The 13,653-nt window shown below is 39.2% G+C and carries 12 protein-coding genes; 8 read left to right on the plus strand and 4 right to left on the minus strand.

Annotated features, from left to right (window positions below; genetic code table 11):
* Nucleotides 1-6 precede the first annotated feature (6 nt).
* Nucleotides 7-1,911 (minus strand): 1-deoxy-D-xylulose-5-phosphate synthase, encoded by a 1,905-nt coding sequence (dxs, locus tag AC1M9L_RS10375; protein ID WP_481592053.1) that lies wholly within the window; start codon nucleotides 1,909-1,911, stop codon nucleotides 7-9.
* Between the two features lie 317 nt (nucleotides 1,912-2,228).
* On the opposite strand from dxs, the gene ribA reads away from it, so the two are divergent.
* A complete protein-coding gene (gene ribA / locus AC1M9L_RS10380; protein WP_180028265.1) occupies nucleotides 2,229-2,831 on the plus strand; it encodes a GTP cyclohydrolase II in 603 nt (200 codons plus the stop codon).
* Between the two features lie 87 nt (nucleotides 2,832-2,918).
* Here the strand turns inward: ribA and hemN are convergent, their stop codons facing one another.
* Nucleotides 2,919-4,289 carry an oxygen-independent coproporphyrinogen III oxidase gene (gene hemN / locus AC1M9L_RS10385; RefSeq protein ID WP_481592054.1) on the minus strand — a complete coding sequence of 457 codons (1,371 nt, stop codon included), beginning with the start codon at nucleotides 4,287-4,289 and terminating at the stop codon, nucleotides 2,919-2,921.
* A gap of 245 nt (nucleotides 4,290-4,534) precedes the next feature.
* Here hemN and hemF point away from each other — a divergent pair, with 245 nt between their 5' ends.
* The 5 genes from hemF (at nucleotide 4,535) to AC1M9L_RS10410 (ending at nucleotide 9,785) form a co-directional block, all read left to right on the plus strand.
* On the plus strand, nucleotides 4,535-5,476 hold the full coding sequence (hemF, locus tag AC1M9L_RS10390; protein WP_035265021.1) for an oxygen-dependent coproporphyrinogen oxidase: 942 nt from the start codon (nucleotides 4,535-4,537) through the stop codon (nucleotides 5,474-5,476).
* A 242-nt stretch (nucleotides 5,477-5,718) separates the two neighbouring features.
* Nucleotides 5,719-5,931 carry a hypothetical protein gene (locus AC1M9L_RS10395; protein WP_035265018.1) on the plus strand — a complete coding sequence of 71 codons (213 nt, stop codon included), beginning with the start codon at nucleotides 5,719-5,721 and terminating at the stop codon, nucleotides 5,929-5,931.
* A gap of 84 nt (nucleotides 5,932-6,015) precedes the next feature.
* Nucleotides 6,016-6,804 (plus strand): shikimate dehydrogenase, encoded by a 789-nt coding sequence (aroE, locus tag AC1M9L_RS10400; RefSeq protein ID WP_481592055.1) that lies wholly within the window; start codon nucleotides 6,016-6,018, stop codon nucleotides 6,802-6,804.
* Nucleotides 6,805-7,184: 380 nt separating this feature from the next.
* Nucleotides 7,185-9,008 (plus strand): acyl-CoA dehydrogenase C-terminal domain-containing protein, encoded by a 1,824-nt coding sequence (locus AC1M9L_RS10405; RefSeq protein WP_481592056.1) that lies wholly within the window; start codon nucleotides 7,185-7,187, stop codon nucleotides 9,006-9,008.
* A gap of 288 nt (nucleotides 9,009-9,296) precedes the next feature.
* Complete coding sequence (locus tag AC1M9L_RS10410) at nucleotides 9,297-9,785, plus strand: SRPBCC family protein (protein WP_481592057.1); 489 nt, start codon at nucleotides 9,297-9,299, stop codon at nucleotides 9,783-9,785.
* Between the two features lie 60 nt (nucleotides 9,786-9,845).
* Here AC1M9L_RS10410 and AC1M9L_RS10415 read toward each other — a convergent pair whose 3' ends face one another.
* Together AC1M9L_RS10415 and hemW are read right to left on the minus strand one after the other, a co-directional pair.
* On the minus strand, nucleotides 9,846-10,259 hold the full coding sequence (locus tag AC1M9L_RS10415) for a hypothetical protein (protein WP_481592058.1): 414 nt from the start codon (nucleotides 10,257-10,259) through the stop codon (nucleotides 9,846-9,848).
* Between the two features lie 125 nt (nucleotides 10,260-10,384).
* Nucleotides 10,385-11,539, minus strand: coding sequence for a radical SAM family heme chaperone HemW (gene hemW / locus AC1M9L_RS10420; RefSeq protein ID WP_481592059.1), 1,155 nt, complete (start codon nucleotides 11,537-11,539; stop codon nucleotides 10,385-10,387).
* A 112-nt stretch (nucleotides 11,540-11,651) separates the two neighbouring features.
* Here hemW and AC1M9L_RS10425 point away from each other — a divergent pair, with 112 nt between their 5' ends.
* Nucleotides 11,652-12,113, plus strand: a complete 462-nt coding sequence (locus AC1M9L_RS10425; RefSeq protein ID WP_035264998.1) for a DMT family transporter — start codon at nucleotides 11,652-11,654, stop codon at nucleotides 12,111-12,113.
* A gap of 99 nt (nucleotides 12,114-12,212) precedes the next feature.
* Nucleotides 12,213-13,517 (plus strand): MATE family efflux transporter, encoded by a 1,305-nt coding sequence (locus AC1M9L_RS10430; protein WP_481592073.1) that lies wholly within the window; start codon nucleotides 12,213-12,215, stop codon nucleotides 13,515-13,517.
* The last annotated feature ends 136 nt before the right edge of the window (nucleotides 13,518-13,653 follow it).

Raw genomic sequence — 13,653 nt, forward strand, 5'->3', positions numbered from 1 at the left:
TTGTATTTAAACCACCTGTACAAGCTTTAACCAAGCTTGTTGAATTGAAGATTGGATACCTTCTGCATCCAATCCACAATCTTTAAGCATCTCACCATGACTGGCTTGTGCTAAGAATTGATCAGGTAAGCCTATGTTCAAAACTGGCTTGAGAATGTGTTCGGCCATTATAAATTCATTCACAGCACTTCCAGCACCACCCATGACTGCATGCTCTTCAACCGTTACAAAAAGTTGGGTTTGATCTGCATATTGTCGAATGATTTGACCATCTAGGGGTTTAACAAAACGCATATTCAAAACGCGTACTGCAACATCCAATTGATCAACTAAAAGCTGAGCAGCATTTTCTGCAACACTCACGCGGCTACCGAAAGCTAAAATAGTAATCACTTCTTCGGCTTTTACATTCAGCTCCAAAGTTAACTCAGCTTTACCAATTTCAAGCGCTGTCAGTTCTTTTTGAATTTCAACACCTAAACCATTTCCGCGTGGATAACGTACTGCAGCAGGACCCGGGTGCAAATAAGCGGTATGTAGCATTTGACGGCATTCATTTTCATCTTTTGGTGCCATAATCACGATATTCGGAACTGTACGCATAAATGCGTAATCATATGCACCAGCATGAGTTGGTCCATCCTCACCTACTAAACCTGCACGATCGATACCAAATGTGACATCAAGGTTTTGTAATGCCACATCATGAATGAGCTGATCATAACCACGCTGTAAGAAGGTTGAATAAATTGCCACTACTGGTTTTAAACCTTCACATGCCATACCAGCAGCTAAGGTCACTGCATGTTGTTCTGCAATTGCCACATCAAAGTAACGATCAGGATATTGTTTGGCGAATTGCACCATACCTGAACCTTCACACATGGCAGGTGTAATGGCTAACAACTTATCATCCAACTGGGCTTCATCACACAACCATTGCCCAAAAACATCAGAATATTTGGGTGCTTTTGTTGAAGCTGATGCAGCATTTAATTTAGCAATTGCGTGATATTTTATTTGATCTACTTCAGCAGGTGCGAAGCCCTTACCTTTCTTGGTATAGATATGAATTAAGCGCGGCCCCTTACGTTTTTTTAAGGCACTAAATACATTAACAAGTTCATCGACATTATGACCATCGAATGGACCAAAATAGTCAAATCCAATCGCTTTAAATAAGTTATCTGCAGCCTCTGTAGCAGCACAATGTAAGCGTGAAGTGTAGTCCCACTCAGGATAATCCCGAATAAATGGATTACCCTGCTCATCAATGTGTACAGATTGCCCTTTTTCCCAAATAGCAGCCAAATGTTTTGCAAAACCACCCGTGCTACATGAAATCGACATATCATTATCGTTCAGTACCACCATGAGATCAGCATTATGTGCAACAGCATCATTCATGGCTTCGAATGCCATCCCTGCTGTCATTGCACCATCACCGATAATTGCAACCACTTCACAAGGATCTTTTTGATAACGACGAGCTAAAGCCATTCCCAAACCCGCTGAAATAGCAGTTGATGAGTGGCCCACACCAAAAGTATCAAACTCAGACTCTTCACGAGCGGGGAACGCCGCTAAGCCATTTTTTGCACGAATTGTTGTTAGTTGCTCACGACGTCCAGTCAAAGCTTTATGTGGATATGCTTGATGACCCACATCCCAAATAAGACGATCATGTGGTGTATTGAAACAATAATGCAAAGCAACAGTTAATTCGATTACACCCAGATTGGCACCGAAATGCCCACCACTTTGTCCAGCAGCATACAAAATAAATTGACGTAGCTCGTCCGACACTTGACTCAATTGTTCTTTGGCTAGTTGACGCAATTGCATTGGATGATCAATCGCATCCAACAAAGGCGTAACAGGACGTTGACTAGGTATTTCGGTATACAACATATGTGGCAATGCCTTCTAAAGCCTGGCAAATCCTAAGCTAGGTAAATGGGTTAGCTCGATTCTTCTTATTGATCGAGAAATCGAAAAAAAACACCTTAAATCAACCACATTTATATTGGTCCAGTGTTGAGCTTTCGCTAAACGGGCGTTGTTAGGTAGCTAGATTATCCTGAATATCGATGCTACTTATCAACTATTATCTTGTGCTTTGCAAAAAAAAGGAAATCTTCTGTGTAAATTTGCACAATGATACTCAACTATGGTCTGATCATTCAGCTATACTTTAGCCAAATTATGAACATGTAATGGAAGTCGCTGTGCCTATAGAGTTTGTTGCCACATCTAAATTACCCACTGCCTTTGGTGATTTTAAAATCACTGTTTTTCAAGATCCTAAAACAGGTGAAGAACACGTAGCATTGTCAAAAGGATTAGATACAGCACCCACCTCTCCTGTCTTGGTACGAATCCATTCCGAATGTTTAACAGGTGATGCTTTTGCTTCATTAAAATGTGATTGTGGCCCACAACTTCAAGCAACTCAAAAACTGATTAACGAAGCAGGACAAGGCGTAATTTTATATTTACGTCAAGAAGGTCGTGGTATTGGTTTAACCAATAAAATTCGTGCTTATGCCTTGCAAGATCAAGGACATGACACAGTGGATGCCAACCTGATGCTCAACTTACCCGCTGATGCGCGTAAATACGATATGTGCAGTATCATGCTGGATCACTTACAAGTGAAAAAAGTCAAACTGGTTACGAATAATCCTCTCAAAATTAAAGCTTTAACTGATTTAGGAATTGATGTGGTTGATCGTGTCCCGTTAACGGTCGGTTTGAATAAATTCAATGAAGAATACTTAAAAACCAAACATGAGCGCATGTCACATATGTATCAAAAGGATGATTTTTAACTACAGCATAATTTAATCGTTGTAAAAAAATACCCCAATGCTTAGGGGTATTTTTTCACTTAGACTCAATCTAATTTGTGAAGATGACTATATCGTCATCGAAAATATCCGATTTTCAGGTTTGTTTCTTTTTAACCTTAAATCGAAAGCCATACAGATATTTCGTACAAATGGTTTTCCAGCTTCCGTTACCTTCAATCCATATTCACTCATCTTCACAAGTTGGTCATTTTGCATTTCAGCTAAATCTTCTAAAACTTGTGGTCGCTGTGCAAAATCCATGTCACCTTGCCAATTCGTCTCAAAGTGGCACATGAGATTTAAAATGTGTTTTCTGATTTTCAAATCTTCTTCTGTTAAAAGATGACCTTTAAAAACTGGAATTTCATTTTGTTCTAATCGAGCATAATAATTTTCAAGCGTCTTTTCATTTTGGGCAAAACCTTGCCAACAATCGCCAATAGCTGACATCCCTAAGCCAATCATCACTTCTGTTTTTGAAACGGTATATCCCATAAAATTACGATGTAATTGTTGGGCTTGAAATACCTGATACATATCATCATGCTCAAGCGCAAAATGATCCATCCCTATTTCATGATATCCAGCAGACAATAATTTTTGTTTTCCTTGCTCATAACACTGTCTTTTCTCTTCATCGCGCGGAACATCATGGTCTTTAAAACCACGTTGCCCATTACCTTTGATCCATGGTACATGTGCATAACTGTAAAAGGCTAAACGATCTGGCTTAATTTGAATGGTTTGATCAATTGTGTTTAAAACATCATCTAAATATTGAAAGGGCAGCCCGTAGACCAAATCATGCGAAATAGACGTATAACCAATTTCACGCGCCCATTCTGTAACCTGCTTTACGTGTTCAATAGGTTGAATTCGGTGGATCGCTTTCTGCACGGTTTCATTATAATCCTGCACACCAAAGCTAACGCGTCTAAAACCCAATTCAAACAGCGTCTTTAAATGTTCGTAGGAAGTATTATTAGGATGTCCTTCAAAACTAAATTGATGATCTTCAGCTACTGCTGATAACGCTAAAAGCCCATCAATCAACTGTTTAAGATGCTGAGGAGAAAAAAATGTAGGTGTCCCTCCGCCTAGATGTATCTCTTTAATCAAAGGACGCTCTACAAATAACTCACAATACAATTTCCATTCTTTTAACAGAGCCAAAATATAGGGCTGTTCCATTTCATGTTTTTTAGTGATTTTTTTATGACATCCACAAAAAGTACATAAGGACTCGCAAAAAGGTAAGTGAATGTAAAGGCTAATACCATGTTGGCTATTCGATTTATCAAAACGTATTTTTAGTTTTTGCTGCCATAGTACTCGATCAAAAGTCGACTGCTCCCAATACGGAACTGTGGGATAGCTCGTATATCGAGGACCTGGAACATTATATTTTTGCACCAGTGAAACAACGTTTTCGAACATATCCCCACCTTTAAAATCACCACATATTAAAAGCTTAACTGCTTTCAGTCGTCCTATTTTGAGGAGCTTATTCTTTTAATTCAACCTAGTATCTTGATCAGGATTCATAAGCAAATTCAAATCACAAAGTACGTTTACCCTGACTAAACTTAAATCTCGATCTGCTATATCGATAAAATCACCTTAATCTTTCATACAATTTATGTTTTGATGTAGCTAGTTTTTCATTGCCCAAGAGGCTTGGTATGTCACACCCGACTTCTGCAGATATTCAACGTGTTCGTGAATTTTTACTCGACTTACAAACTCGAATTTGTGCTGCGCTTGAACAACAAGAACAACAAGGTGGCGGTAATGCCCAATTTGAGATCGATGATTGGGAACGTCCCGAAGGTGGTGGTGGCAGATCACGCGTATTGCAAGATGGTACAGTGATCGAAAAAGGTGGTGTGATGTTCTCGCACATCAATATCTCAAAGTTACCAGCATCTGCTACCGAACGGCACCCACATATAGCTGGCGCACAAGCACAAGCCATGGGGGTTTCTTTAGTGATCCATCCTAGAAATCCAAATGTGCCGACCTCACATGCCAACGTAAGACTATTTGTCGCAGAAAAAGAAGGACAAGATCCTATTTGGTGGTTTGGCGGCGGTTTTGATTTAACGCCATTTTATCCGAATGATGAAGATGTTAAATCATGGCATCAAACTGCGCACGATCTTTGTGCACCTTTTGGCGATCATGTCTACCAAGATCATAAAAAATGGTGTGATGATTATTTTTATTTGAAGCATCGTGATGAACAACGTGGTGTCGGTGGGTTATTTTTTGATGACTTAAATCAGTGGGATTTCGAAACTTGTTTTAAATACATGCAAGCTGTAGGCAATGGATATCTCAATGCGATTCTACCAATCTTCCAACGTAATCAAGATAAACCCTATAGTGAAGCTCAACGCGATTTCCAATTGTATCGTCGTGGGCGCTATGTGGAATATAACTTAGTTTACGATCGAGGGACGTTATTTGGATTACAAACTGGCGGTCGAATTGAGTCTATTTTAGTAAGTCTTCCTCCATTAACGGGTTGGAAATACAGACCTGAATGGGATGAAGGCTCTGCTGAAAAAAAATTAACCGACTACTATTTAAAACCGAGAGATTGGCTCGCTGAACTGCATTAAATGTAAATCACTCGCCCTGTTAAAACAGGGCTTTTTTGTTGAGCAATATATTCATCCCATTGTCTAACGAAATTGAATAATTCCATTACATTCTCTTAAAAAAAAAGGCACAATAGATAAAATTGATTAAATTTTGTCACACTTCTGACACACCTCTTAAGTTTAATTTAAGCAAAGTACTGTACAATCAATTCTTACTTGTATTACTCATGGAAGTTTTTACTTCTGCATAAGGAATCGATATGCAACACAACTCTATTCGCGCACGTGTTGTCGTATTTTGGACACTGGTTATTGCTCTTTTGAGTGCAATCAGTACCACTATATTTTCAGAAACACTACTCAATGATAGCTTTGGTTTTAGCTTGATGGTGTTTGCAGCTGTTGGTCTACTGCTCAACATTGCGCATATTTTACTTCATACCCTATTTGAAATTTGTAACCCAAGTCATTAATACACTTCATTGAATATGTTCATATTGGGAACTTTCTGCATTTGACGTATATTGTTTGCCACTTCTTCATCAGGAATTAGAGCAATGCGCAAACAATTTGCCGTAATTGGAAATCCCATTGAACAATCTCGATCTCCAGAGCTTCATCATGCGTTCGCACAAAAGACTGGGGTGATCCTTGAATATAGCAAACGCCTTGCTCCTCTCGATGGTTTTACACAGAGTATCAATGAATTTTTTAAGGCTGGTGGTATTGGTCTGAATGTCACGGTGCCGTTTAAAGAACAAGCTTTTGCACAATGTGATGTACTCACTGAACGTGCCAAAATTGCAAAAGCAGTAAATACACTATGGATGAAAGATGGTGTATTGCATGGCGACAATACCGATGGCCAAGGACTTGTTGCAGCCATTCAACATTTAAATTGGCCTCTTGAGCAAGCAAGCGTGCTTATTTTAGGCGCAGGTGGTGCAACACGTGGCGTGATTTATCCACTGCATAAAGCTGGTGTAAATAAAATCATGATTGCTAATCGAACGGTTGCTCGCGCAGAGCAATTGATTCAGGACTTACAACCTGCTGTCCCAGATCTAGAGCTAAACGCTTGTGGTCTTGATCACATAGCAGGTGAATTTGATATTGTTATTAATGCTACCTCGGCAAGCTTATCTGGCGATGCAATCAATCTACCTCAACAGTTAAAATTCAAATATGCCTATGAAATGGCCTATGGCAAACCTTCAACTTTCCTTGATCAAGCGAAAAAGCGTGGAATTCCGACTGCAGAAGGATTTGGAATGCTCGTTGGACAAGCGATTGAATCATTCGCGATTTGGAATGGTGTGCGTCCAGAATTAAAAGATTTTATTTAGTTTTTGCACACGTTTAGTGCCTTGTGAACCGTGCAATTTTTTAAATTGCACTTTTTTCTGTCTAGAATATCGATTAAATCTCTTCGAATTGATTTTAGTGACATATTTTTAGTGCATATTCAAATTGAATAAATTCAAATTAAACATATGGTCATCCATACAACAAAATCAACCTAAGCTTATGTATTAATAATATTATTTTTTCTAATAAACTCCTACTACAACAAATGAATTCAGTTTATATTCATTCAAGAGCCTAAACACTAATTCGCAATTCTGACATTTATTTCCGTGACTTACATCAATGTTTTTTTAGTGTTGTAGGTCAATAATCGGATCATCTAACAAGTATTTTCTCTATTCAAATTAGGAAAAGTTCAATGCCTGCATATAAAGCGCCCGTACGTGATATTCGTTTCTTAATGAACGAAGTTTTTGATTATCCTGCGCACTATAAAACTCTAAGCAACGGCGAAGCTGCTGACTCTGATACTGTCGATATGATTATCGAAGGTGCTGCAGATTTCTGTGAAAATGTATTATCTCCACTTAATCAGTCTGGAGATGAAGAAGGCTGTCATTTTAAAGATGGCGAAGTCAAAACGCCTAAAGGTTTCAAAGAAGCTTACGAGCAGTTTGTACAAGGTGGCTGGCAAGGTCTTTCTTATCCTGAAGAGTTTGGTGGTCAAGCACTGCCTATGTCGCTGAACCTGATCAAATCAGAAATGATGGGTACAGCAAACTGGTCTTTCACGATGTATCCGGGCTTAAGTATGGGTTGTATGAATACCATCATGCAATTTGGTACTGAAGAACAGAAAAACACCTACATGCCTCACCTCACTGCTGGTACATGGTCAGGCACAATGTGTTTAACTGAACCACAATGTGGTACAGACTTGGGTCAAGTTAAAACTAAAGCTGAGCCTAAAGGTGACGGTACTTATGCTATCACAGGTACTAAAATCTTTATTTCTGCGGGTGAACACGATTTAACTGAAAATATCATTCATATTGTGTTGGCACGTCTTCCAGACTCTCCAGCTGGTACGCGTGGTATTTCATTATTCATCGTTCCAAAATTCATCCCAACTGCTGATGGTGGTGTAGGCGAACGCAATCCTGTGACTTGCGGTTCTATTGAACACAAAATGGGGATCAGAGCATCTGCTACTGCCGTACTGAACTTTGATGCTGCAACGGGTTATCTGATTGGTGAAGTCAACAAAGGCTTACACGCAATGTTTACCTTCATGAATACGGCGCGTATCGGAACTGCTGTTCAAGGTTTAGCACATGCAGAACTTTCATTCCAAGGTGCATTACCTTATGCAAAAGAACGTATGTCAATGCGCGCACTCTCAGGTAAAAAAGAGCCTGAAAAAGTAGCTGACTCAATTATCCATCATGCTGATGTTCGTCGTATGCTTTTGACTCAAAAAGCGATTGCTGAAGGTGGCCGTGCAATGATCTATCATGCTGCACAGCTTGCTGACAAAATGACTGATGCTTTAGCTCAAGGTGATCAAGCGAAGTTTGATGATTACGATGATAAACTAGGTTTCTACACACCAATTTTGAAAGGCTTCTTAACTGAGTTAGGCTTAGAAGCAGCAAACCACGGTATGCAAGTCTTTGGTGGCCATGGTTATATCAAAGAACATGGTATGGAGCAGATCGTTCGTGACGCGCGTATTTCAACGCTTTACGAAGGTACAACTGGCGTTCAAGCACTAGACTTAATCGGTCGTAAAGTACTGCTATCTTCTAAAGGTAAAGTCGTTCGTGACTATACAGCTGAAATCTTAAAATTCTGTGGCCAGCACGCACGCAATAAATACATGCGCCGTTTTGCTTGGGACTTAACTAAGATTTGTGCACAATGGAACGCATTAACTGTACGTATTATGCTTGCTGCACGCAAAGATCGCGACATCGTTTCAAGTGCTTCTGTGGATTACTTAATGTTCTCTGGTTATGCAATGATGGCATACTACTGGGCTCAACAAGCGGCAGTGGCATCAGCGAAGTTAGCATCAGGTGATGGTCAAGAAACTCCTGAGTTTTATAAAGCGAAAATCAAAGTTGCAGATTTCTACTTTGAGCGTTTACTTCCACGTGCCCAAGGTCATGCTGAATCTATGGTTAACCCTTCGAAAACTTTAATGTCTTTAGAAGCTGAACACTTCAGTTTTGATTACTAAGATTTCATAGAAAAAAAGACCGCCAAAGCGGTCTTTTTTTATTAATTCAATAAACCATTGTACTTTAAGAATACGAAATTACATTTAGAGCAAGAATACAACAGTGGTATCTTGATCAAGCGATATAAATATTCCAAATGAGCTTTTATCAATATACAAAAAGGAAAATAATATGCATAAGACATTGATCTCCTTCTCTTTACTCAGTGCAGTCTTTCTTGCTACAAATAGCTTCGCTGAATCGGATATTAAAAATCACAAAAAACCACGACGTATTCAACAAAGCATTTGAATTACTCGACGAGTGGATCTGCTGAGGTCATTATTCATCGCCCTGTGAGTGAAGTCTTCAATATTTTAACCAATGTGAATCTTTGGCCAAAAATTAATGTGGGTGCAACTCAAGCCATTGAGCCTAAGAATATTCGTGTTCAAAAAGGTACGACTTTCAAAGAATTTATTAGCAGCCCGATTCCAGGCATAAAAGATTGGAGTAATGAATGGCATGTGATTGAGTTTGAGAAAGATAAGAAGTTTGTTATCGCAACCATAGAACAATTTGCTCAAGTCCCAATCCATTCAAAAATTACCTATGAATTTGATCGTATCAACGCCAATAGCACAGAATTTGAACGAACTATTGAAGTAACTTTAGACGATCAATTTATTCAAGGCGCGACAAAACAAGAAGTTGAAGCCCTGTATCGTTTTATTGGTTCTCAGTGGGAAATGGCCAATCATTTAAAAAAGTATGTTGAAGATCAAAGCTCAAATTAAGGAATTAAAAAAGCACCTGATTGAACAACCAATCAGGTGTTGTAAATTAATGCATATATTTTAATGCTCACGGTACTCTTTAATCTCTATGGGCTTATCTTTCACGAGTTCAACTGTTCCCTCATTCAAACCATTGAAATTTTTAAAATGAATTGAAATACCATCTCTATTTGCAAGTTTTACACCACTTGCAGCAACCGCGCTCTTCAAGTGATAAACCGCATCCGAGTTATCCCTGAGTTCTGCCGTCTGAAAATTGTCTTTTGTTTTTAGCTCTAATGTTAAATCCATTGGTCCAGTAAAATGGATCACCTGTTCACCTTCAGCACGAGCAACTTGATCAACAGGCGCTGAAGCTTCAGCATTTAAATGCGCTGGTCTCTCTTGTTCTGACATTTGATCACTATTTTTGTTTTTATCAGCACAACCAACGAATGCCAATCCCAAGATTGAAGCCACTAGAACCAATTTCATTTTTAATACCTATCGTGATGAGAACCATTAAAAGACTCATCATTATTTTCACAGTAAAAAAGCGAAATAAATGTGGATTTAACAGTTTCAGTGTTAAAAATTACATTGGAGTTTAACTATAGAACTTACAGAAACTCCTCAAGCAATGAGTTCAAATATAAATGTCCTTGAGCAGTGCATGACAAACGATTTCGATCATCTACCATTAATTTTCTGTCAATCAATGATTGAACTTGATCTTGGATTGTTTGCAAAGATAAACCTGTACGAGCTTCATAATGTGAGGTTGGTACACCTTGATTAAGTCGAAGTGCATTCATCATAAATTCGAATGGCATTTCATCAGCTTCAATTTTCTTAAACTGCAAATGCTCTGCAGGGACTTTCGCTAGATAATCTTTCGGTAATCGTGTTTTTTGGTAACGATATACACCATCACTTAGCGTCACTTTAGCATGCGCACCAGCACCAATTGCTAAGTAATCGCCAAATTGCCAATAATTTAAATTATGTGCTGAAGGTTTTTCTTTACGCCAAGCCGACACTTCGTAGTTAGTAAAACCATTTTCGATTAAATAGGCCTCACCCTGTACCTGAATTTCTTCTAATACATCATCGACAGGCAATATAGGTTGAGTTCGAAAAAATACGGTATTGGGCTCAATGGTTAACTGATACCACGAGATATGTGTAGCACCGTGCTCCACGGCAAGTTTTAAGTCAAGTAATGCTTGTTCAAGCGTTTGTTCAGGTAAGCCGTGCATTAAATCGACATTAATTCGCTTAAAGCCTGCATCTTTCGCCAAACCAATTGCTGAAATTGCATCTTGGTTGGAATGAATACGCCCCAGTTTTTGAAGATGATTCGAGTTAAAGCTTTGGACACCTAAAGACAACCGATTGATCCCCGCCTTTAAATAATCTGCAAATGGATCATGTTCTACCGTTCCCGGGTTGGCTTCTAAGGTAATTTCACAATCATCCTCAAACGGAATCAAAGCGCTTAGCTGAGCAAATAGCCATTGATACCCTTGAGCAGAAATGAGAGAAGGAGTACCTCCACCTATGAACACGCTATGAATTTGACGACCCTGAGCAAAATTTATCTGTGTTTTGAAATCCTCAACCAATGCTTGTAAATATTCTTTCTCCAACGCCATGGACAATGCCCCATTGGGTACTGCATGCGAATTAAAGTCGCAATATGGACATTTACGCACACACCACGGCATATGAATATAAAGTGACAATGGAATATCTTGTGGATTCAAAGTAGCCAAACGTACAGCTCAAAACTTAAAAAACGTATTTTAACATGACTACACCATAACGCTCAGAACTGATTCAGTTTTTACTTTACACTCAATATAAAACAAGGACGTGGGTGCATTTATGTTTAAAGTCGCGAGCCAATTTTTATTCTTTATCCCTTTAGCGCTGGGGATCGGAATCGCAATGACCTTCCAAACTGCGATTAACACACAATTACGTGAATATTTATATTCTCCATTACAAGCTGCACTTTTATCATTTTTGATTGGTACAATAGTTCTCGCAATACTGGTTTTTTTTCAACAGACTGAAAAACCACAATTGAGCGAAATTGTACAAATTCCTTGGCATCTTTGGCTTGGCGGTTTTTTAGGTGTTTATGCCATCAGTATTAGTATTTATTCCGCACCTAAATTAGGTTTCTTAACCTTATCGGCATTAATTATTTTTGGACAGATTGTTATGTCCATGATAGTCGACCATTTTGGAATTTTAGGTACAGAAAAAATTGCCATTAATTGGCAGCGCATTTTGGGTGGCGTGGTGATTTTTATAGGTGTGCTTCTCACTTTACAACGCTAAACCTTCATTCTAAGCACATAAAAACGATGAGTAATTTTTGTGTCTAATGTGACTGCAACTTCCAACATCAGTTATGAATTAAAAAAACTATTTCATCTCATGATCCCAATCTTGATTACGCAATTTTCGCAAGCAGGATTAGGACTGATTGATACCATTATGGCAGGACATTTATCTGCATTAGACTTAGCAGCAATCGCTGTCGGGGTCGGTCTTTGGATTCCTGTCATGTTGCTATTTAGCGGCATTATGATTGCAACAACACCGTTGGTTGCTGAAGCGAACGGTGCGCGGACTCCAGAGAAAATTGCCACTATTACACGACAAGCATTATGGGTAGCCTTAGTTCTCGGGACTATTGCTGGTCTAGTCTTACAGATTCTCCCCTATACCCTTCCCCTTCTTGGCGTTCCAGATTCACTTCACCCTAAAGCTGGTCTATTCTTACATGCGATTGGATTCGGTATGCCAGCAGTCACCATGTTTGCTGCACTACGAGGATACTCTGAGGCGATTGGTAATCCACGCCCAGTGACTGTGATCAGTTTAATGGCCTTAGTCGTACTTATTCCGCTTAATTTTGTGTTTATGTATGGTCTAGGTCCAATTCCTGCATTAGGAAGTGCTGGATGTGGATTTGCAACGGCAATTCTACAGTGGCTGATGCTGATCACGTTGGCATTGTATATCTTGAATAATCAGGCATATCAAAAAACCCAACCCTTTAGTCATTTTGAAAAAATTGATCGCTACTGGTTAAAACGCATCCTTGCTTTAGGTTTCCCAATTGGCTTGGCTATCTTCTTTGAAGTCAGTATTTTCAGTACTGCAGCAATTGTATTGAGTCCATTGGGTGAAATTACGGTAGCAGCGCATCAGATCGCCATCTCCATTACGTCACAATTATTTATGATCCCGATGTCTCTCGCGATCGCACTTACCATCCGAGTGGGAACGTATTATGGTGAAAAGGATTACCAATCTATGCGTAAAGTCCAATGGTTGGGTTTAGCAACAAGTACTGTACTGGCAGTAATGACCATGGTTTTATTGTGGGTCTTCCGCCATCAAATTGTCGCGTTGTATACCTCTGATGTATTGGTGACTCAAATTGCGGTTTACTTGGTGCTATTCGCTGTTGCTTACCAACTGATGGACGCTTGGCAAATCAGTGCTGCAGGTTGTCTAAGAGGCATGCAAGATACAAAGGGTCCTATGTGGATTACTATGCTTGCCTATTGGGTGATTGCATTCCCTGTAGGCGTATATCTCTCTAGATTTACCAACATTGGCCCTGCGGGTGTATGGATTGGATTGATCGTGGGGTTAAGTATTGCCTGTGTACTCTTACTCGGACGTTTATATATGAATAATCAGCGACTTGAGCGTAGTCAATCATCATGAACAATAAATCCCGGATGCTCGGGATTTATTTTTTTATGCCAATCATTTACTTACAACTCATTAACAATTTCAAATATGCATCTTTTGATTTGTCGCCTATGATCAAATCAGAAGATGAAAATAATGAATCGAGGTT

The sequence above is a fragment of the Acinetobacter sp. ANC_7511 genome, from assembly GCF_056779975.1.